Consider the following 18,994-nt stretch of genomic DNA (forward strand, 5'->3'; position numbering starts at 1 on the left):
CCTAACTAAGCGGGCGAAGCCGGTATGGGGTGGCTCTGAAGGCTATGCGCGAGCGAAGCTTTGCGGCAGGTCGAATTTACACCGGCTTCACTGCATCCGGATGGGCTGCAGTGAAGGCCGGCAGCGCATTGCAGGCATCAGCAATACGCGTGACACGAGGGAACGGCGACATTTCAATGCCCCAGCGGTGGGCGTTATAGACCTGCGGCACGAGGCAGAAATCGGCCATGGTCGGTGCGTCGCCAAGGCAAAAGCGACCTGTTGTCGGACCGTCGAGCAGCCGCTCCAGGGCCTGCAATCCACTGCTGATAAATGTGATCATCCATTCTGTTCGCGCGCCCTCATCGCCGGCAAGGCGCACGACGTGGGAAGCGACGTTGAGATTACAGATCGGATGGATGTCCATCGCGACGGCATAGGACAGCGCCCTTGCCCGTTGGCGCCCCATGACGGTATCAGGCAGGAACCCACTTTCCGGCCTTGTCTCGGCAAGATATTCGATGATGGCCAGCGATTGCGTGAGGGTTTGCCCATCGATACGCAAACACGGGACAAGACCCTGGGGGTTGAGCTCCAGGTAAGCTCGGTCCTTATGTGCGGAAAGCAGCAGGTCCACCGGAACCGTCCTATAGGCAAGCCCTAACATTTGCAGCGCGATGCGAACCCGATAACTCGCCGAGGAGCGCCAGTAGTCGTAGAGCACGGTCTCTGTCATTGCCGCTCCTCGCTGACGAACCGCTGCACTGTCTGTTCGATCGCTCCGAAGATCGACGCACCACGCCCATCGTTCATCTCGATACGAACGGTATCGCCAAAATGCAGGTAAGGCGTCGTTGGTCCGCCCTGCTCGATTGTCTCGATCATCCGGATCTCGGCGATGCAGGAATATCCGTTGCCGCCTTCAGCGATCGGCTTGCCAGGGCCGCTGTCGAGCTTGTTGGAGACCGTGCCGGAACCGATGATAGAACCTGCCGCCAGCGCGCGTGTCCTTGCTGCATGCGAGATCAGCTGTCCGAAGTCGAATGTCATGTCCTTGCCCGCATTGGCGCGGCCAAACGCAATGCCGTTCAGGCTTACCAGCAAGGGAAGATGGATCTTGCCGTCTTTCCAGCTATCGCCCAGCTCGTCAGGCGTCACCGCAACCGGCGAAAAGGCCGATGATGGCTTCGATTGGAAGAAGCCGAATCCCTTGGCGAGTTCGTCGGGAATGAGGCCTCGAAGCGACACGTCATTCACCAGCATTACCAGCCGGATTGCATCGTATGCCTGCTCGGATGTGGCGCCCATCGGGACGTCATCGACAATAACCGCGATCTCGCCTTCCATGTCGATGCCATACGCATCGTCGGCAGCAAGGATCGGATCGCGCGGTGCAAGGAAGCTGTCGGAACCGCCCTGGTACATGAGCGGATCGGTCCAAAACGACCGCGGCATTTCGGCGTTGCGCGCCTTGCGCACCAATTCGACATGATTGACGTAGGCCGATCCATCTGCCCATTGGTAGGCACGCGGCAGCGGCGAATGCACAAGCCGTGGCTCAAAGGGCTGAGACGGTTCCAAGCCGGCTTCCAGCCGCTCACCGATAAGAGAAAGTTTCGGCGCCGTTTGCGCCCATGTGTCCAGTGCTGCCTGCAGGGTACGGGCGACCTTGCCTGCATGGGCAAAGCGCGTCAGGTCTCGGGAGACGACGATCAGTTGGCCATCTCGAGTGGCATCTTTGAGTGTGGCGAGCTTCATGGGTTATGTCCTCAGTCGAACAGATCATCTCACGCCTGGGCTTCCATCGAAGCGCCTTTCGAGGCCATCCCAGCAATCGATGTAATCGTCCTGCAGTGTTTCCAGCTCAGCGGCGTATTTCGTCAATTGTTGCGGGAAACGGGTCTCGAACATGAAGGCCATTGTATGATCGAGCTTGACCGGCTTCAGGTCCATGTTGGACGCCTTTTCGAATCCTGGCGCGTCCGGTCCATGCGGCAGCATCATGTTGTGCAGGCTCATCCCGCCTGGAACGAAGCCCTTTTCCTTGGCGTCGTACTGTCCATGGATTAGCCCCATGAACTCGCTCATGATGTTGCGATGATACCACGGCGGTCGGAAGGTGTGCTCGGCAACAAGCCAGCGCGGCGGAAAAATCACGAAGTCGACATTTGCCGTGCCCTCTTCGCCACTCGGCGCGGTCAGGACCGTAAAGATCGACGGGTCGGGGTGATCGAAGAGAATGGCCCCGACCGGGGAGAACGTCCTTAGATCATATTTGAAGGGAGTGTAGTTTCCGTGCCAGGCGACGACGTCGAGCGGTGAGTGATCGATCTGCGTCACATAGAACTTGCCGCACCATTTCACATGGACACGGCACGCTGTTTCCTTGTCCTCGAAGGCAGCGACCGGCGTCTTGAAGTCGCGGGCGTTTGCCAGGCAGTTGGCGCCGATCGGTCCACGATCCGGCATGGTGAACTTCGCTCCGTAGTTTTCGCAGATGTAGCCGCGCCATTCGGGTCCGTCGCCGAGACGTGAAACCTTGAACATCATTCCGCGGGGGATCAGGCAGATTTCCGCCGGCTCGACCTGCATGATGCCCATCTCGGTGAAGACGCTGATGGCGCCGAGTTGCGGAACGATGAGCAGTTCGCCGTCGGCATTGAAGAAATAGTCATCGACCATATCCGCATTGAAGACATAGGCATGTGCGGCCATTCCGACCTGGGTCAGGACGTCGCCGGCTGCCGTCATCGTTCGGATTCCGGCAAGAAGGTCAGCGTTCCCGGTGGGAGCCGGAATCGGATCCCAGCGCAATTGACCGAGCGGCAGCGAGTGATCGTCGAGACATGGCGCGGATTTCCAGAAAGGGTAGCTCGAAGTGGCAAACCGGCGCGTGTGGCGGACGCTTGGCCTGATACGATAAAGCCAGGAACGCTCGTTTGTTCCTCTCGGAGCCGTGAACGGCGATCCGGACAGCTGTTCGGCATAAAGGCCATAGTTGCATTTTTGCGGGCTGTTCTGGCCCTGCGGCAATGCTTGCGGGAGCGCCTCGGTCTCGAAGTCATTGCCGAAACCTGGCATGTAGGCCGGCTCCCTGGTTCCCGCCCGCGCACGAGAACTCAGTGCTTCGGTGGTGTCCATGCTTGCGTCTCCTCCATTTATATAGTTACAAATGTAACCGTCGATTTTGTAACTATCAAGGAGCAGCCATGGAAAGTGGATTCGAGCTCGACGGCTTTATTCCCTACCGGCTCAATCGGGCATCGGAACTCATCAGCCAATCATTCGCGCGGCAGTACAAGCAGGAGTTCGATCTCACTCGTCCCGAATGGCGCACGCTTGCCGCACTCGGCAGTGTCGGCGTGATGACGGCAAAGGACATCGCGGCCCATTCACATATGCATAAGACAAAGGTGAGTCGGGCCGTCCATGCGCTCGAGCAGCGCCATTGGCTGAAGAGAATTCCAAGCTACACCGATCGACGTTTCGAGCAGATCGAACTCACCGCGCTCGGACGTGAATACTATCGCAAAATCACGGTTCTTGCCCACCAGTACCAGGAGACGGTACGCCTGAAACTTGGCGAAGAGGCGATACGCCATCTCGACCTGGCGCTTGCGGCGATCGAGGCATCCGCAGGACTGCGGCGCAAACTGAAATGAACCTATGATCCGCTGAGCGGGTAGCCTTCGAAGTTCTTCAACGTATCGAGCACGATCGAGGTTTTCACGTGCTGCACGGATTCGTGCGGCAACAAAACGTCGTTGACGAACCGCGAAAGGCCGGACAGGCCGCGGGTCGCGACTTTCAGGTGATAGTCCATCTCGCCGGTCAGCGCATAGGCTTCCAGAACCTCCGGAAGGCCGTTGACCAATTGCGCAAAGCGGCGGGCATTGTCGCGATTGTGGGTTGCCAGCGTGACCGAGATGACGACCAGCAGACTGAGCCCCAGCCTGTCGGGATCGAGCTGTGCCTGATAGCCGCGAATGAAACCCTCTGCTTCCAGTCGCGTTCGCCGTCGCGAGCATTGGGAGGCCGAAAGGCTGATGCGCTCGGACAGTTCGATATTGCTCAATCTCCCATCGCCTTGGAGTTCGGCCAGGATCTTCAGATCAAAACCATCCAATTGCTCAGACATTGTACGATCACCCGCTCTTTTGCATGTTCCGTGCAGATATTTTGCCATCGACGCCTACAATGCAAGCACATTGCATGGAAACAGGTCCATAATTTGCATTCGACATTCCAGTCAAAGGAGGAACAGATGGGCCCGTATCCGCACGATGCACCGCCGTCTCAGATCACAGTGGACAATCCTGCCGGTACGGACGGGTTCGAGTTTGTCGAATTCGCCCACCCCGCGCCCGAGAAGCTGGCGGAATTGTTCGAGCGTATGGGCTATCGGGTCGTCGCCGAGCATAAGTCCAAGAACATTAGGGTCTGGCGTCAAGGTGACATCAACTACATCGTCAATGCCGAGCCGGGCAGCCATGCCATGCGCTTCGTCGAGGATCACGGTCCCTGCGCGCCCTCGATGGCATGGCGCGTCGTCGATGCCAAGCATGCGTTCGATCACGCCGTTGCCAAGGGCGCGACGCCCTACGAGGGTAACGACAAGACCCTTGATGTGCCGGCGATTGTCGGCATTGGCGGGTCTCTTCTCTACTTCATCGAGCGCTACGGTGCGAAAGGTTCGGCTTACGATCTCGAATTCGATTGGCTCGGCGAGGGTGATCCGAGGCCCGAGGGTGTCGGGTTCTTCTATCTCGATCACCTGACCCATAACGTTTATCGCGGCAACATGGACAAGTGGTGGGACTTTTACCGCAAGCTCTTCAATTTCAAGCAGATTCACTTCTTCAACATCGACGGCCGCATCACCGGGCTGATGAGCCGTGCTATCACCTCGCCTTGCGGCAAGATCCGTATCCCGTTGAATGAATCGAAGGACGAGACCAGTCAGATCGAAGAGTATCTAAAGAAGTACAAAGGCGAAGGCATCCAGCACATTGCTGTCGGAACCAATGCCATCTACGAGGCGACCGATAAGCTTGCTGAAAACGGCCTACGCTTCATGCCAGGCCCACCGCAGACCTACTATGATATGTCACGCGAGCGCGTCCATGAACATGACGAACCGCTCGACAGAATGGCCAGGCACGGCATTCTCATCGACGGCGAAGGCGTACTCGATGGCGGCACGACAAAGATCCTGTTGCAGATTTTCTCGAAGACGGTGATCGGTCCGATTTTCTTTGAGTTCATCCAGCGCAAGGGCGATGAAGGTTTCGGCGAGGGCAACTTCCGGGCACTTTTCGAATCCATCGAAGCCGATCAGATACGCCGCGGCGTGATCAAGCCCGCCGCCTAGCAGTCGACCTAAGTGCGCGATCAATGGCCGTCGAGGGCAACGGCCTCTGGCGGCACTGTTTCGAGCAGGTTCTTGCGGTGGAAGATAAACAGGCCGGCGACGACGATGATCGTGCCGCCCGTGATCACGTAGAGATCCGGAACGTCGCCGAAGAAGACGTATCCAAGCGCAATTGCCCAGATCAACAGGCTGTATTGCAGCGGTGCCAGCAGTGACGCTGGGGCGAGCTTCAGCGAACGTGTGATCAAAAGGTGGGCGCAGGAGGCAATGACGCCAAGCGCAAGCATGCCGGCGAGCTCGACTGTCGTGGTCGGCTGCCACGTGCCGATCGAGAGCACTGCCCCGACGACCAGCGCCGCGACCATCTGCCACGTCACGAGCGTCGTGTCGCTGGTGTTGCGGAGATGCCGGTTGAGAACCAGCGTCATCGCAAAGGACAGGCTGCCGACAATGCCGAAGAGCGAGGGCAGCGACAGCATTGCGGATGATGGACGCAGTGCGATCACCACCCCGCAGAAGCCCACGAAGACCGCTAGCCATCTGCGCCGGCCGATCCGCTCGTTGAGGAAGAAGTGCGAGAGCGCGGCAACGTAAATCGGGCCTGCCATGTAGAAGGTCATGACGTCAGCGAGCGGCAGGTAGGCGACCGCGGCGTAGAACAGGCCGACATCGAACGTGGCGAAGAGCACGCGCAGAAACTGCAGCCCTTTCTGCTCCAGCCTGACGAGTTGGACAGGACCCTGCCGCGCGATGAGCGGCCCCAGGATGGCGAAACTTCCGAGCGAGCGGATGAGAAGCACCTGCCCGACAGAAAAGTCTGTCACCAGCCACTTACCCATCGCGTCGTTGAGGGCGAAGAGAAAGTCCCCGAGCAGCATCAGAGCAACGCCCATCGCTGCGACGTTCTTGAGCACAGACGCGGTGGGCTGCGGTAGCATGTCAAAATTCCTGTAGCCAGCCACCGCCTCGTTGCGGCAGGCGGGCGTCGCGCATATAGAACAGAGTGTCAAGTCGTTACGGAAGCTATTGCGACTTGCCGCGGAGCATTTCGATGATCGCCGAGAAATCGCGCCCGCCATTCCCCTGTTTCTCGAAGAGAGCGTAAAGCTGCGAGGCTTCGGCTCCAAGCGGCGTCGACGCACCGGTGGATAGAGCCGCCTCCTGTGACAGCCGCAGGTCCTTCAGCATCAGCGCGGCCGCAAACCCCGGCTTGTAGTCGTTGTTCGCGGGCGATGTCGGAACTGGCCCCGGGACAGGGCAATAGGTGCTGATTGACCAGCATTGACCCGACGATGTCGAGGCAACGTCGAACAGGGCCTGATGGGAAAGGCCGAGTTTCTCACCGAGCGCGAAGGCCTCGCAGACGCCGATCATCGATATGCCGAGGATCATGTTATTGCAGATCTTGGCCGCTTGTCCGGCGCCTGCATCCCCGCAATGAACGATCTTCTTGCCCATAGCTTCCAGGATCGGCTTGGCCTTCGCAAAGGCCTCGTCGGAACCTCCGGCCATAAAAGTCAGCGTGCCAGCCGCCGCCCCGCCGGTGCCGCCCGAAACCGGGGCGTCAAGGGAAAGGCAACCGGCGCTGCTCGCCATGTCGTGCGCCTTGCGGGCGCTGTCGACGTCGATCGTGGAACTGTCGATCACAAGCGTACCGGCGCAGATCGAGCGGAGGATATCGGTCCAGGCGCTGAGAACGTGCCTGCCCTGTGGCAGCATGGTCACGACGATTTCCGCGTCCGAGACCGCCTGGCTGATATGGCTTGCTGCGGTCACGCCGTGTGCTTCTGCCGCTTGCAGGACCGGGGCTGCCAGGTCGAACCCGGTGACCTCGTGCCCGGCCTTGACGAGGTTGGCGGCCATAGGTCCGCCCATATTGCCGAGCCCGATGAAGGCGATCCTTGCCATGGCATTCTCCTATCTGTTGTCTTCCAGAATCATGGTCGCCGCCTTTTCGGCGATCATGATGGTCGGTGAATTGGTGTTGCCCGAGGTGATCGTCGGCATCACGGAGGCGTCGGCAATGCGAAGCTTCGCCAGCACCCTGAATTTCAGGCGCGGGTCAACGACACTGTCGCGATCGGACCCCATTCGACAGGTTCCGACGGGATGAAAGATCGTCGTCCCGATATCGCCGGCCGCCTGCGCCAGTTCTGCATCTGTATGATAGCTGGGGCCCGGCTTGAACTCCTCGGGATTAAATCGCGCGAATGACGGTTGCGCGATGATTTTCCGTGTCAGGCGTATCGAACGGATAGCTATGTCGCGATCGCGTTCGGTCGAGAGATAGTTCGGGCTGATTGTCGGTTGGGCGGCAAAATCGGGGCTCACTACATGGACTGAACCGCGGCTTTCGGGTCTGAGATTGCAGACGCTCGCCGTGATGGCAGGGAATGGATGAACTGGATCGCCAAACTTCTCGAGCGACACCGGCTGCACATGATATTGAAGATCAGGTGTCTCCTTGTCTGGACCGGAGCGGGTAAAGATGCCGAGTTGGCTCGGGGCCATAGCCATCGGTCCTGAGCGCCTGACGAGATATTCCAGACCGATCGTGGCCTTGCCGATGAGGCTTGTCGCCTTCTCGTTCAGTGTCGGAACGCCGGTGACCTTGTAGGCCATCCGAAGCTGCAGGTGGTCCTGCAAGTTCTCGCCAATGGCCTTCACCTCCGCGGCGACCTCGATGCCCGCATTTTTGAGCACCTCACCGCGGCCGATGCCTGACAGTTCCAGAATATGTGGTGAACCGATCGCGCCTGCCGCAAGGATGGTTTCCCGTGCTGCGTAAGCGCGTCTGGTGTTGCCGCCATGATGATAGTCGACGCCACTGACCGCACCTTCCTCGATCAGCAGCCGGGATACCTGTGCTTTCGTCAGAACCGTCAGATTGCCACGTCGCATGGCCGGACGCAGGAAAGCCTTGGCGGTGTTCCAGCGAATGCCAGATCGTTGATTGACGTCGAAATAGCCCGATCCTTCATTATTGCCCGTGTTGAAATCCGCGCTTTCGGGAATGCCTGCTTCCCTCGCGGCCGCCTGAAAAGCATCGAGCACCGCCCAGCGAACACGGGCTTTCTCCACGCGCCATTCCCCGCCCGAGCCATGCACATCACTCTCGCCGCGATAGAAATCCTCCGACTTGCGGAAGAATGGCAGCACGTCCTCCCAGCTCCAGCCGGCGCATCCCATTTGCCGCCAGAGATCAAAGTCGCGCGCCTGACCGCGCATGTAGATCATGCCGTTGATCGAGGAGCAGCCGCCAAGCACCTTGCCGCGCGGATAGTTGAGCGCGCGTCCGTTCAATCCGTCCTGCGGCGCGGTCGTGAAGCACCAATCGGTGCGCGGGTTGTTGATGCAGTAGAGATAGCCGACGGGAATATGAATCCAGTGATAATTGTCGCTTCCGCCGGCTTCCAGCAAGAGAACGCGCGCGTCCCTGTCCTCGGACAACCGATTGGCGAGCACGCAGCCGGCGCTGCCGGCACCAATGATGATGTAGTCGAAGCGATCCATGCGAATGCCCGGCGAGTTAGCGGCGGTAGACGAAGCCGAGTTTCCGGCCGAGGCGCGACGCGTAGAACTCGCCAATGATGCCGCGGCGGAATATCAACACGCAAATCATGAATACGATGCCGGTGATGATCGTCACCGGGAATTCCGATGTTGCAAGGTAGTTTTCCAGCGTAACGACGAGGCCTGCACCAAAGAGCGGACCAATCAGCGTGCCGATACCGCCAAGCAGCGTCATCAGGATCACTTCGCCGGACATCTGCCAGGCAACGTCGGTCAAGGTCGCGAACTGGAAGACGAGCGCTTTCACCGCCCCTGCCAACCCGGCGAGTGCTGCCGACATTACGAACGCGCCGAGCTTGTAGCGGGCAACGGAGTAGCCAAGCGATATCGCCCGCTGCTCGTTTTCGCGGATCGATTTCAGGATCATTCCGAACGGCGAATTGATGAAGCGCCAGATGATCAGGATGCCGATGACGAAAACTGCCAGCACGAAATAATACATGCTGGTCGAGTTATTGAGATCGAGGATCCCGAACAGCTGGCCGCGCGGCACGGACTGGATACCGTCCTCTCCATGCGTGAACTCAGCTTGCAGGCAGAAGAAGAAAAACATCTGAGACAAAGCGAGCGTAATCATCGCGAAATAGATGCCCTGCCGGCGGATCGCGAAGAAACCCATGACGAGACCGAGGATGGCAGCACCCGCAACGCCGACCAGGATGCCAAGCTCAGGGGAAAGTCCCCATTCCTTCACGACATGGGCGGTAAAATAGGCGGCACCGCCGAAGAACGTCGCATGGCCGAAGGATAGAAGGCCAGTATAGCCGAGCAACAGATTAAAGGCGCAGGCAAACAGCGCGAAGCATAAGAGCTTCATGAGAAAAATCGGGTAGAAGAAGAACGGCGCCAGCAGCAAAAGCAGCAGGCCGATCACGAGGAAGGCCGCCTGCACCGAGATGGCGGTTCGGCTTTTTTCTGTCCTGATGGTTTCGGTGATCTCTGTCATCGTCACGCATCCCGGCCAAAGAGGCCCGCGGGCCTGATGAGAAGCACAATTGCCATGATGACGAAGATCACGATGTTGGATGCCTCCGGATAGAAGACCTTGGTCAGACCTTCGGCGATACCGAGGACATAGCCGGTGATGATCGCCCCCATGATCGAGCCCATCCCGCCAACCACGACGACGGCAAAGACGACGATGATCATGCTGGAGCCCATCAGCGGCGACACTTGATAGATCGGTGCGGCAAGCACGCCCGCGAAAGCCGCAAGACCGGCTCCAAGCGCATAAGTCAATGTCAGTAGAATCGGCACGTTGACGCCGAATACCTGGACAAGGGTCGCATTTTCGGTGGCGGCCCTCAGATAGGCGCCAAGCTTCGTCCTCTCGATCAGCAGCCAGGTGCCAAGACAGACCACAAGCGAGACGACGACGACCCAGCCGCGATAGATTGGCAGGAACATGAAGCCGAGATTGAGGGCGCCGGCGAGTGCTGCGGGCTGCGCATAGGGCTGGCCTGATGAGCCGTAGAGGTAGCGGAACGTGCCTTCGACCGCCAGGGCAAGGCCGAAGGTGAAGAGCAGCCCATAGAGCGGATCGAGATCATAGAGCCGGCGAAGGAACAGTCGCTCGATGACCGCGCCGGCCAGTCCGACGATGACGGGCGCCAGGATCAGCGACGGCCAGTAACCGATGCCGGCATAGGCAAGCAGAAGATAGGCAACGAAGGCGCCGAGCATATACTGCGCGCCATGCGCGAAATTGATGACGCGCAACAAGCCGAAGATGATGGCGAGCCCGAGGCTCAAAAGGGCATAAAAAGAGCCGTTGATCAGGCCGATCAGCAACTGGCCCATGAACGCCTGCAGGGGAATGCCGAAGATCATCGTCATCAGGTCACACTCCCAGAACCTTGTGCAGCGTATCCATCCGCTGGGGCAACTCGCTGACCGGGAACTCAAAAACCATCTGCCCGTGATCCATAAGATAGAAGCGATCGGCGATCCGGCTAGCGAAACGGAAATTCTGCTCGACGAGCAGAATAGTCATGCCGCGCTTCTTCAATTGCTTCAGAACTTCGCCGATGCGCTGGACGATGACAGGCGCCAGCCCCTCTGTGGGTTCATCGAGCAACAGCATGCGAACACCGGTGCGCAGAATGCGGGCGATCGCCAGCATCTGCTGCTCGCCGCCCGACAGTTTCGTGCCCGGACTGTTGCGGCGCTCGTAGAGGTTCGGAAACAGCTCGTAGATCTCGTCAACCGTCATGCCGCCGGAGGCAACGACTGGCGGCAGCATCAGATTTTCAAACACCGTCAGTGTCGAGAATATGCCACGCTCTTCTGGCACGAAACCGATGCCGCGCTGCGCCGTCTTGTGCAGCGGCACCTGCATCATGTCTTCGCCGGCAAAGGTAAGTTTGCCCTTGCGAGCGCGGACGATGCCTATGATGGTACGCAGGGTCGTGGTCTTTCCGACGCCATTACGGCCAAGAATGGTAATTGTCTCACCCTCGCCGACCCGCATGTCGACGCCGTGCAGGATGTGGCTTTCGCCATACCAGGCGTTCAGCCCCTGGACGTCCAGAAGTGTGGTCATCAACCCTCCTCCGAGCCCATGTAGGCCTGGCGCACCCGCGCATCGGCGCTGACGGTGGCATAATCGCCTTCGGCAAGAATTTCTCCGCGCTGGAGCACGGTCACATGCTGGCAGATATCGGCGACGACAGACAAATTGTGCTCGACCATCAAGACGGCGCGGTCACGCGCCACTTCCCGGATCAGCGCCGAGACGATGCCGACATCCTCGTGGCCCATGCCTGCCATCGGTTCGTCGAGCAGGAGAACCCGTGGATCGAGCGCAAGCGTCGTTGCAATTTCCAGAACGCGCTTGCGGCCGTAGGAAAGATCAGCTGCGATCGCGTTGCGCTCCTTGGAGAGGCCGACCTTCGCAAGCAGCTGTTCGGCGCGGTTGTTCAAAGCGTCGAGTGCTGAAAGCGGACGCCAGAATTGCGTCGACAGACTGTTGGGCCGCTGCAACGCCACGCGCACATTGTCGAGAACGCTGAGATGGGGGAAGACCGCGGAGATCTGGAACGATCGCACCAATCCCATGCGCGCTACCTTGTCCGGCGCGGTTTTGGTGATGTCGGTACCCATCAAGGTGATGGTGCCGGCGGTCGGCTGAAGGAACTTCGTCAACAAGTTGAAGACTGTCGTCTTGCCGGCGCCGTTGGGCCCGATCAGTGCATGAACGCTTGCATCATGAACGTCGAGATCAACATTTTTGACGGCAGTGAAGCCGCCGAAGTCACGGCGCAGGCCGCGGGCCGAAAGGACCACCCGCGGCGCAGCGTTCGATTGGGTTGCGGAAACCGCCATCACCTAGTTCACCAGGGCGCAGCCGCTCTTGGCGGGATCGATATAGGCTTCCTTGCCGGGAATGGTCGCAAGAACGTTGAAGTAGTCCCACGGTTCCTTGCTGTCAGCCGGCTTCTTGACCTGCAACAGGTACATGTCGTGGATCATCCGGCCGTTCGGGCCGACGGTGCCACCGCGGGCAAAGAAGTCGTCGACAGGCAGGTCATGCAGTTGCTTGGCCACAGCGTCGGTGTCGTCGGTACCGGCCTTGTCGATCGCCTTGAGATACTGAAGGACGGCCGAATAGGTGCCTGCGTGGATCATGTTCGGCATCTTGCCGGTGCGGGCAAAGAACTTCTTGCCGAATTCGCGGCTCTTGTCATCGAGGTTCCAGTAGTAGCCTTCCGTCAGAGTCAGGCCCTGCGCCGCCTCGAGCCCCAGGCCATGTACCTCGGCCAGCGTGAAGAGCAGTGCCGCCAGGTGCTGGCCACTCTGGGTGATGCCGAACTCGGCTGCCTGCTTGATGGCGTTGGAGGTATCGAGACCGGCATTGGCAAGGCCGATCACCTTGGCGCCGGACGATTGAGCCTGCAGCAGGAAGGACGAGAAATCCTGGTTCGACAGGGGATGGCGAACGGCGCCGACGACCTTGCCCCCGGCGGACTTGACGAAATCGCTTGTCTGCTGCTCCAGGGAGTAACCGAATGCGTAGTCGGCCGTCAGGAAGAACCAGCTGTCGCCGCCCTGCTTGACGAGCGCGCCGCCTGTGCCGACGGCCAGTGCATGCGTGTCATAGGCCCAGTGGAAGCCGTAGGGAGAGCAGGCCTTGCCAGTCAGGTCGGTTGTTGCCGCACCGGTGACGATGTCGATCTTCTTCTTCTCCTTCGCGATCGCCTGGACAGCGAGTGCCACGGAAGAAGTGGTCAATTCCATGATCGCGTCGACCTGTTCGGTATCGTACCACTGACGGGCAATGTTCGAGGCAATGTCGGCCTTGTTCTGATGGTCGGCATCGACGATCTCGACCGGGACGCCGAGCACCTTTCCGCCGAAATCCTCGACCGCCATCTTGGCGGCCTCCACCGAGGACTTGCCGCCGAAATCGGCGTAGACACCGGACTGATCGTTCAAGATGCCGATTTTCACCTTGCCGTCGGATGCACCATCGGCGAGTACGGCGGTGCTGCTTGCAAGTAGAATGGCCAGCGACGCAATGAGATTCTTTCGCATATGTCTCTCCTCCCAGAGATTGGCAAGAATGCGCATCTGTTCAAATTTGGCCAACCGCCCTCCTCAAGGCCGCCAACCCAATGCCTTACGATCATGGAATTGCACCAATCAGGCAAGGCCGCTTTACAACTAATTGCAAACAGTATCTGTTCGTTTTTGAACAGAACTTTTGCTGTGCCGCGGTCATGGTGCAATGAATGCAGATCGTTAGGGTGCTTTCTTTGGAAGATAGGGCGGACGCAGGCGAGGTGGAGGCTGTGCCACATTAGACGAAAGACCAATATCAAGCGGCCGGCTAAGCGTTCGGCCGATACGGGGCTTGAATGAACAATTCGCCGCAATTTACCTGGGATGACCTGCAGTTCTTTCTGGCGGTTGCTCGCACCGGCCAGCTGTCGACCGCCGCGCGACAATTGCGCACCAGCCATGCGACTGTCTCGCGCCGCATCGACCGATTGGAGTTTGCGCTCAAGGTCAAGCTCTTCGAGCGCAATCCGCGTGGATATGTGATGACGGCAATGGGCGCGCGCTTCGTCGAGACCGCCGAGAAAATGGAGCAGGAAACGGAGCGGCTGCGTGCTGACCTCACCGACGGCGCAACGATGCAGCGCGGGGTCGTGCGCCTCAGCGCACCGGAGGGCTTCTCCAACTTCTTTTTTGCGCGTGTGTTGCCGCGGTTCGTAGCAAGCCATCCCACTCTGTCGCTCGAGCTCGTGACCATCCAGCAGATCATGTCGCTGTCGCGCAAGGAGGCGGATATCGCCGTCGTCCTCGACGAGCCGAAGGGTGGACCTTATTTCTGCGACAAGCTCACCGACTATCATCTCCAGGTCTACGGTTCTAAGGAGTACCTGCAACGAAGCGCGCCGATCACCTGCCGCAACGACCTCCTGGAGCACCCCTTCATCAGCTATATCGAGGAGATGATCTTTGCGCCCGGGCTCGATTATCTCGGCGACGTCCATCCGCGCATCAAGCCGCAGTTTCAAAGCTCAAGCATTTTTGCGCAGCTGACGGCAACGCGAAATGGCCTTGGGCTCTGTGTTCTTCCCTATTTCTTCGCCAGCCGTTACCCCGAACTCGAACGGGTTCTTCCCGACGAGGTCGATCTCCGGCGGCATTACTGGATTACCTGTCATCGCGACCTTCGTCAGTCGCCACGGGTGCGCGCGGTCATCGATTTTCTGAGCGAGGCAGTGACCGGCGAGGAGGTCAGGTTCATTCCACCCTGGGTGAAACGATAGAATGAAGTCGAAATCTCCTGGCGAGTTGACCCTTCTAATTAGCGGGTCTATGCCCGAAGCACGTTTGCACCGGCAGTTGAATGAGGAGGAATGACCATGCAGCATACCCGCGAGATCTTCGACTGGGCCGATCCGTTCAGGCTCGTTGAGCAGCTGACGGATGAGGAGCGCATGGTGCAGGAAACGGCGCACGCCTATGCGCAGGACAAGCTGGCCCCGCGTGTGCTCGACGCCTTCCGCCACGAAAAGACGGATCCTGATATCTTCCGCGAGATGGGCGAACTTGGGCTGCTTGGAGCGACAATCCCCCCGGAATATGGCGGCGCCGGCTTGGGTTACGTCGCCTATGGCCTGATCGCCCGCGAGATCGAACGCGTCGACAGCGGCTACCGCTCGATGATGAGCGTGCAGTCCTCACTCGTCATGGTGCCGATCGATGCCTTCGGTTCGCAGGCACAGAAGCAGAAATACCTGCCGAAGCTTAGTTCCGGCGAGTGGATCGGCTGCTTCGGCCTCACCGAACCAAACCACGGCTCGGATCCGGGCTCGATGATCTCTCGGGCGCGCAAGGTCGATGGCGGCTATAGCCTGACCGGCGCCAAGACCTGGATTTCCAATGCCCCGATCGCCGACGTTTTTGTCGTCTGGGCCAAAACCGAGGACGGCACTATCCGCGGCTTCATCCTGGAGAAGGGCTGGAAGGGCCTGTCGGCGCCGGCGATCCACGGCAAGGTCGGTCTGCGCGCCTCCATCACCGGCGAGGTGGTGATGGACGAGGTCTTTGTGCCAGAAGAGAACCTGCTGCCCAACGTATCGGGTCTTAAGGGTCCCTTCACCTGCCTGAACTCGGCCCGCTTCGGTATCGCCTGGGGGGCGCTTGGCGCTGCCGAGGACTGCTATGCCAGGGCCCGCCAATATGCTCTCGATCGCAAGCAGTTCGGCCGGCCGCTTGCGGCCAACCAGTTGATCCAGAAGAAGCTTGCCGACATGATAACGGAGATCTCGCTCGGCCTGCAGGGCTGCATCAGGCTTGGTCGCATGAAGGAAGATGGACACCCGCCGGTGGAGTTGACCTCGATCGTCAAGCGCAATTCATGCGGCAAGGCGCTCGATATCGCTAGACTCGCGCGCGACATGCTCGGCGGCAACGGTATTTCCGACGAGTTCGGCATAGCCCGCCACCTCGTCAATCTCGAGGTGGTCAACACCTATGAGGGGACGCATGACGTCCACGCCCTTATCCTCGGCCGCGCCGTCACCGGCATTGCCGCCTTTGCCAATTGACTGACGTAAACTATCGCGCAAATTGAAACCTGCGCGACAATGTGCCAGCCTACCGTAACCGCGATTGGATTGTTGCGTGGCATGGGGGATTGCACATGTTTTTGTTTCTTGGATTTCTGATCGGAATTATCGCAGGGCTCAGAGCCATGACGGCGCCAGCCGCCGTTGCCTGGGGGGCTGCTCTCGGCTGGCTTGACGTTTCCCAATCACCGCTTGCCTTCATGGGATATCGCTGGACGCCGTGGGTGTTCAGCCTGCTTGCCGTCGTCGAGTTGATTACCGACCAACTGCCCTCCACGCCATCCCGCAAGGTCCCCCTTCAATTTGCCGCACGCCTGGTCATGGGCGCGCTGACCGGTGCCACGATCGGCGCCGCCGGCGGCTCGCTTGTCGGCGGGCTCATTGCCGGTGTCGTCGGCGCCGCGGTTGGCACGTTCGGAGGAGCGGCGGCTCGTGGTAAGCTCGCTGCCGCCTTCGGCAAGGATACACCGGCTGCGCTGATCGAGGATGCGATTGCCATCATCGGCGCGCTCATCATCGTGGGAGCAGTGTGATGCCTAGTTTCGATGCCATCGTCATCGGCGCCGGCCAATCGGGTCCCTTCCTCGCCGCCCGAATGGCCGCCAAGGGCATGAAAGTGGCGTTGATCGAGCGCAAGTTCCTTGGCGGCACCTGTGTCAACGCCGGCTGCATGCCGACGAAGACGCTGGTGGCAAGCGCCCGCGCAGCCCATATAGCTCGACGCGGTGCAGACTTTGGCGTGATGATCCAAGGTGCCGTCGGCGTTGACATGGCGGCGGTGCGCAAGCGTGCCGAAACAGTGACGATGGACGCCCGCAACGGCCTCACCAACTGGTTTGCCGGCATGGACGGCATGACCGTCATTTATGGCCACGCCCGCTTCGAAGACCCTCATACCGTGACCGTCAATGGCGAGACCCTGACTGCCCCGAAGATCTTCCTGAATGTCGGCGCGCGGCCGACCATTCCCGACATGCACGGCATCGCCGATATCGAGTATCTGACGAGCACCTCGATCATCCATCTTGACCGGCTGCCTAGGCATTTGGCGATCATCGGCGGCAGCTATATCGGCCTTGAGTTCGCGCAGATGTATCGCCGTTTCGGGGCAGACGTGACGGTGATCGAGCGCGGCCCGAAGCTTGCTTCGCGCGAGGACGTGGATATCTCGGATGCGATCGCCGATATCCTGCGTTCGGAAGACATTGCAGTGCATACGAATGCCGATGGGATCGGATTCTCGAAGACGTCCGGCGGCATCGAGGTCAGCATCGGCAATGGTCATCCGGCCATCGAGGCAAGCCACGTGCTTGTTGCCACCGGACGCACGCCGAATACCGATGATCTTGGCCTCGATAAGGCTGGCGTCGCCATCGACCGGCGCGGCTATATCACCGTCGACGACAAGCTTGCCACCAACGTCGAGGGCATCTTTGCGCTCGGCGATTGCAATGGCCGGGGAGCCTTTACGCACACATCCTACAATGATTTCGAGATCGCTGCCGCCAACCTCCTTGACGGCGAAGACCGCAAGCTCAGTGATCGCATCCTCGCCTACGCGCTCTACATCGACCCGCCGCTCGGGCGCGTCGGCATGAGCGAGAAGGAAGCGCGTGCCACCGGCCGCAAGATCATGGTTTCGACCCGCCCGATGAGCCGGGTTGGCCGCGCCAGCGAGCGCGCCGAGACCAAGGGTTTCATGAAGGTGATCGCCGACGTCGAGACGCAGCAGATCCTGGGCGCCGCGATTCTCGGGATCGAAGGCGACGAGGCGATCCACGGTTTCATCGACGCGATGAACGCCAAAGCCCCCTACCCGGTGCTGAGGTGGGCCGTGCCGATCCATCCGACGGTCTCTGAGCTGATCCCGACCCTGCTGGGCGATCTGCAGGCGATTTAGCGGTCGATTTATCCGTGACGGGACAAGCTCACAAGCGTCCGCCTGACGTGCCTACTATTGCCTGCTGTGGACCGAGCAGTGCCAACAGCGTAAGATGCCGCTAATGCTGAGGGGCTCTCCGAAGGACGCACGCACGTGGCTATCTTCATGGACCGGCATGATCTTGCGGGGACATCCGCTGAAGACATCGCCGAGGCGCATCGCAGGGATCTGGCCGTTGAGGATCGGTATGGGGTGAAGTTCCTCACCTACTGGTATGACCAGCGGCGCGGAACCGCGTTCTGTCTGATCGATGCACCGGACGCCGAAACCGCCCAGTGCGTGCATCGCGAAGCACATGGGTTTGTCGCGGGTGAAGTGGTCGAGGTGGCGCTGTCGGCGGTCGAGGCCTTCCTTGGACGCATTCACGAACCCGAACAGAAGGCCGGCCAGACCGGTGTCGAACGGGACGCCGGGCATCGGGCGATCCTGTTTACCGATATCGTCGGTTCGACGGAGATGACATCGCGGCTCGGTGATCGGATGGCCGCCGAGCTCGTGCGGGCGCATGATGCAATCGTGCGCCGCTGTCTGGCGCAATGCGCAGGCAGGGAAGTCAAGCACACCGGTGATGGCATCATGGCGTCGTTCGTTTCTACTCACGCCGCCGTCAGCTGCGCGATGAGCATCCAGCGCGAGTTCAAAACCTATAACGGCGGCACGCCGGAACCGATTCATGTACGCATCGGGCTCGATTGCGGCGAGCCAATCGAGGACAGCCACGATCTCTTCGGCTCGACCGTGCAACTGGCCGCCCGGCTCTGTGCGGCAGCCGGGACTGATCAGATCCTCGTATCGGAAAACATCTTTAGAGAGCACGGAGCGGCTGATCTTTTCGCCAATGCCACGCGCCGGCGCCTCAAGGGGTTTACGAAACCGGTGCTGGCATTCGAGTGCGATTGGGTTGATGCCGAAGCGGCGCGGTCCACATAATTAGATTTCAGTGTCGATGCCAACCGACCAACTTCGGGATGATCTCGTGGACGGGTGCAAGACGATCTCGATACCCCCCGCAGCAACACTGAAGGACTTTAAGACCTGCGCGGGCCA

Annotated in this window: 19 protein-coding genes; 7 read left to right on the forward strand and 12 right to left on the reverse strand. The window is 59.8% G+C overall.

Going from position 1 to position 18,994, the window contains the following annotated elements; genetic code table 11:
- Positions 1–76 precede the first annotated feature (76 nt).
- The 3 genes from maiA to hmgA are packed head-to-tail and all read right to left on the reverse strand — an operon-like array spanning position 77 to position 3,120.
- Positions 77–715, reverse strand: a complete 639-nt coding sequence (gene maiA / locus ATY80_RS06210) for a maleylacetoacetate isomerase (RefSeq protein ID WP_088691603.1) — start codon at positions 713–715, stop codon at positions 77–79.
- Entirely contained in the window at positions 712–1,737 is a 1,026-nt protein-coding gene (locus ATY80_RS06215) for a fumarylacetoacetate hydrolase family protein (RefSeq protein WP_088691604.1), read from the reverse strand. Before ATY80_RS06215 ends, maiA begins: the two co-directional genes overlap by 4 nt.
- A 24-nt stretch (positions 1,738–1,761) precedes the next feature.
- On the reverse strand, positions 1,762–3,120 hold the full coding sequence (hmgA, locus tag ATY80_RS06220) for a homogentisate 1,2-dioxygenase (RefSeq protein WP_088691605.1): 1,359 nt from the start codon (positions 3,118–3,120) through the stop codon (positions 1,762–1,764).
- A gap of 68 nt (positions 3,121–3,188) precedes the next feature.
- Here hmgA and ATY80_RS06225 point away from each other — a divergent pair, with 68 nt between their 5' ends.
- Positions 3,189–3,641 (forward strand): MarR family winged helix-turn-helix transcriptional regulator, encoded by a 453-nt coding sequence (locus tag ATY80_RS06225; protein ID WP_088691606.1) that lies wholly within the window; start codon positions 3,189–3,191, stop codon positions 3,639–3,641.
- Positions 3,642–3,643: 2 nt separating this feature from the next.
- Here the strand turns inward: ATY80_RS06225 and ATY80_RS06230 are convergent, their stop codons facing one another.
- Complete coding sequence (locus tag ATY80_RS06230; RefSeq protein WP_088691607.1) at positions 3,644–4,117, reverse strand: Lrp/AsnC family transcriptional regulator; 474 nt, start codon at positions 4,115–4,117, stop codon at positions 3,644–3,646.
- Positions 4,118–4,243: 126 nt separating this feature from the next.
- Here ATY80_RS06230 and hppD point away from each other — a divergent pair, with 126 nt between their 5' ends.
- Entirely contained in the window at positions 4,244–5,350 is a 1,107-nt protein-coding gene (gene hppD, locus ATY80_RS06235) for a 4-hydroxyphenylpyruvate dioxygenase (RefSeq protein WP_088691608.1), read from the forward strand.
- Between the two features lie 20 nt (positions 5,351–5,370).
- On the opposite strand, the gene ATY80_RS06240 is transcribed toward hppD, so the two are convergent.
- The 8 genes from ATY80_RS06240 to ATY80_RS06275 all read right to left on the reverse strand — a co-directional run bounded on the left by ATY80_RS06240 (position 5,371) and on the right by ATY80_RS06275 (position 13,456).
- The gene (locus ATY80_RS06240) at positions 5,371–6,288 is read right to left on the reverse strand and encodes a DMT family transporter (RefSeq protein ID WP_088691609.1); all 918 of its coding nucleotides are present in this window, start codon (positions 6,286–6,288) and stop codon (positions 5,371–5,373) included.
- 85 nt (positions 6,289–6,373) lie between these two features.
- The gene (gene mmsB / locus ATY80_RS06245) at positions 6,374–7,258 is read right to left on the reverse strand and encodes a 3-hydroxyisobutyrate dehydrogenase (protein ID WP_088691610.1); all 885 of its coding nucleotides are present in this window, start codon (positions 7,256–7,258) and stop codon (positions 6,374–6,376) included.
- A 9-nt stretch (positions 7,259–7,267) separates the two neighbouring features.
- Positions 7,268–8,863 carry a GMC family oxidoreductase N-terminal domain-containing protein gene (locus ATY80_RS06250; RefSeq protein ID WP_088691611.1) on the reverse strand — a complete coding sequence of 532 codons (1,596 nt, stop codon included), beginning with the start codon at positions 8,861–8,863 and terminating at the stop codon, positions 7,268–7,270.
- Positions 8,864–8,879: 16 nt separating this feature from the next.
- Positions 8,880–9,869 (reverse strand): branched-chain amino acid ABC transporter permease, encoded by a 990-nt coding sequence (locus tag ATY80_RS06255; RefSeq protein WP_088691612.1) that lies wholly within the window; start codon positions 9,867–9,869, stop codon positions 8,880–8,882.
- Positions 9,870–9,871: 2 nt separating this feature from the next.
- A complete protein-coding gene (locus tag ATY80_RS06260; protein ID WP_088691613.1) occupies positions 9,872–10,759 on the reverse strand; it encodes a branched-chain amino acid ABC transporter permease in 888 nt (295 codons plus the stop codon).
- A gap of 4 nt (positions 10,760–10,763) precedes the next feature.
- Positions 10,764–11,465 carry an ABC transporter ATP-binding protein gene (locus ATY80_RS06265; protein WP_088691614.1) on the reverse strand — a complete coding sequence of 234 codons (702 nt, stop codon included), beginning with the start codon at positions 11,463–11,465 and terminating at the stop codon, positions 10,764–10,766.
- On the reverse strand, positions 11,465–12,247 hold the full coding sequence (locus ATY80_RS06270; RefSeq protein ID WP_088691615.1) for an ABC transporter ATP-binding protein: 783 nt from the start codon (positions 12,245–12,247) through the stop codon (positions 11,465–11,467). Before ATY80_RS06270 ends, ATY80_RS06265 begins: the two co-directional genes overlap by 1 nt.
- A gap of 3 nt (positions 12,248–12,250) precedes the next feature.
- Positions 12,251–13,456, reverse strand: a complete 1,206-nt coding sequence (locus ATY80_RS06275; RefSeq protein ID WP_088691703.1) for an ABC transporter substrate-binding protein — start codon at positions 13,454–13,456, stop codon at positions 12,251–12,253.
- Between the two features lie 323 nt (positions 13,457–13,779).
- On the opposite strand from ATY80_RS06275, the gene ATY80_RS06280 reads away from it, so the two are divergent.
- The 5 genes from ATY80_RS06280 to ATY80_RS06300 all read left to right on the forward strand — a co-directional run bounded on the left by ATY80_RS06280 (position 13,780) and on the right by ATY80_RS06300 (position 18,877).
- Positions 13,780–14,700, forward strand: a complete 921-nt coding sequence (locus ATY80_RS06280) for a LysR family transcriptional regulator (protein ID WP_088691616.1) — start codon at positions 13,780–13,782, stop codon at positions 14,698–14,700.
- A 96-nt stretch (positions 14,701–14,796) separates the two neighbouring features.
- The gene (locus tag ATY80_RS06285) at positions 14,797–15,984 is read left to right on the forward strand and encodes an acyl-CoA dehydrogenase (RefSeq protein WP_088691617.1); all 1,188 of its coding nucleotides are present in this window, start codon (positions 14,797–14,799) and stop codon (positions 15,982–15,984) included.
- Between the two features lie 95 nt (positions 15,985–16,079).
- Positions 16,080–16,538 carry a DUF4126 domain-containing protein gene (locus ATY80_RS06290; RefSeq protein WP_088691618.1) on the forward strand — a complete coding sequence of 153 codons (459 nt, stop codon included), beginning with the start codon at positions 16,080–16,082 and terminating at the stop codon, positions 16,536–16,538.
- The gene (locus ATY80_RS06295) at positions 16,538–17,905 is read left to right on the forward strand and encodes an FAD-containing oxidoreductase (protein WP_088691619.1); all 1,368 of its coding nucleotides are present in this window, start codon (positions 16,538–16,540) and stop codon (positions 17,903–17,905) included. The genes ATY80_RS06290 and ATY80_RS06295 overlap by 1 nt, the downstream gene beginning before the upstream one ends.
- A 135-nt stretch (positions 17,906–18,040) precedes the next feature.
- Positions 18,041–18,877, forward strand: a complete 837-nt coding sequence (locus ATY80_RS06300; protein ID WP_088691620.1) for a nickel-binding protein — start codon at positions 18,041–18,043, stop codon at positions 18,875–18,877.
- Positions 18,878–18,994: the final 117 nt, after the last annotated feature.

The organism is Rhizobium sp. R711 (genome assembly GCF_002211365.1).
In the GTDB taxonomy this organism is placed as follows: domain Bacteria; phylum Pseudomonadota; class Alphaproteobacteria; order Rhizobiales; family Rhizobiaceae; genus Rhizobium.

What these genes read in the sequence shown, in the direction of transcription:
- mmsB (WP_088691610.1), bottom strand. Translation starts at nt 7,258, where the DNA reads ATGGCAAGGATCGCCTTCATCGGGCTCGGCAATATGGGCGGACCTATG.
- ATY80_RS06275 (WP_088691703.1), bottom strand. Translation starts at nt 13,456, where the DNA reads ATGCGAAAGAATCTCATTGCGTCGCTGGCCATTCTACTTGCAAGCAGC.
- ATY80_RS06285 (WP_088691617.1), top strand. Translation starts at nt 14,797, where the DNA reads ATGCAGCATACCCGCGAGATCTTCGACTGGGCCGATCCGTTCAGGCTC.
- ATY80_RS06230 (WP_088691607.1), bottom strand. Translation starts at nt 4,117, where the DNA reads ATGTCTGAGCAATTGGATGGTTTTGATCTGAAGATCCTGGCCGAACTC.
- ATY80_RS06240 (WP_088691609.1), bottom strand. Translation starts at nt 6,288, where the DNA reads ATGCTACCGCAGCCCACCGCGTCTGTGCTCAAGAACGTCGCAGCGATG.
- hppD (WP_088691608.1), top strand. Translation starts at nt 4,244, where the DNA reads ATGGGCCCGTATCCGCACGATGCACCGCCGTCTCAGATCACAGTGGAC.
- ATY80_RS06255 (WP_088691612.1), bottom strand. Translation starts at nt 9,869, where the DNA reads ATGACAGAGATCACCGAAACCATCAGGACAGAAAAAAGCCGAACCGCC.
- ATY80_RS06250 (WP_088691611.1), bottom strand. Translation starts at nt 8,863, where the DNA reads ATGGATCGCTTCGACTACATCATCATTGGTGCCGGCAGCGCCGGCTGC.
- ATY80_RS06295 (WP_088691619.1), top strand. Translation starts at nt 16,538, where the DNA reads ATGCCTAGTTTCGATGCCATCGTCATCGGCGCCGGCCAATCGGGTCCC.
- ATY80_RS06260 (WP_088691613.1), bottom strand. Translation starts at nt 10,759, where the DNA reads ATGACGATGATCTTCGGCATTCCCCTGCAGGCGTTCATGGGCCAGTTG.
- ATY80_RS06280 (WP_088691616.1), top strand. Translation starts at nt 13,780, where the DNA reads ATGAACAATTCGCCGCAATTTACCTGGGATGACCTGCAGTTCTTTCTG.
- ATY80_RS06265 (WP_088691614.1), bottom strand. Translation starts at nt 11,465, where the DNA reads ATGACCACACTTCTGGACGTCCAGGGGCTGAACGCCTGGTATGGCGAA.
- ATY80_RS06290 (WP_088691618.1), top strand. Translation starts at nt 16,080, where the DNA reads ATGTTTTTGTTTCTTGGATTTCTGATCGGAATTATCGCAGGGCTCAGA.
- hmgA (WP_088691605.1), bottom strand. Translation starts at nt 3,120, where the DNA reads ATGGACACCACCGAAGCACTGAGTTCTCGTGCGCGGGCGGGAACCAGG.
- ATY80_RS06270 (WP_088691615.1), bottom strand. Translation starts at nt 12,247, where the DNA reads ATGGCGGTTTCCGCAACCCAATCGAACGCTGCGCCGCGGGTGGTCCTT.
- ATY80_RS06225 (WP_088691606.1), top strand. Translation starts at nt 3,189, where the DNA reads ATGGAAAGTGGATTCGAGCTCGACGGCTTTATTCCCTACCGGCTCAAT.
- ATY80_RS06215 (WP_088691604.1), bottom strand. Translation starts at nt 1,737, where the DNA reads ATGAAGCTCGCCACACTCAAAGATGCCACTCGAGATGGCCAACTGATC.
- maiA (WP_088691603.1), bottom strand. Translation starts at nt 715, where the DNA reads ATGACAGAGACCGTGCTCTACGACTACTGGCGCTCCTCGGCGAGTTAT.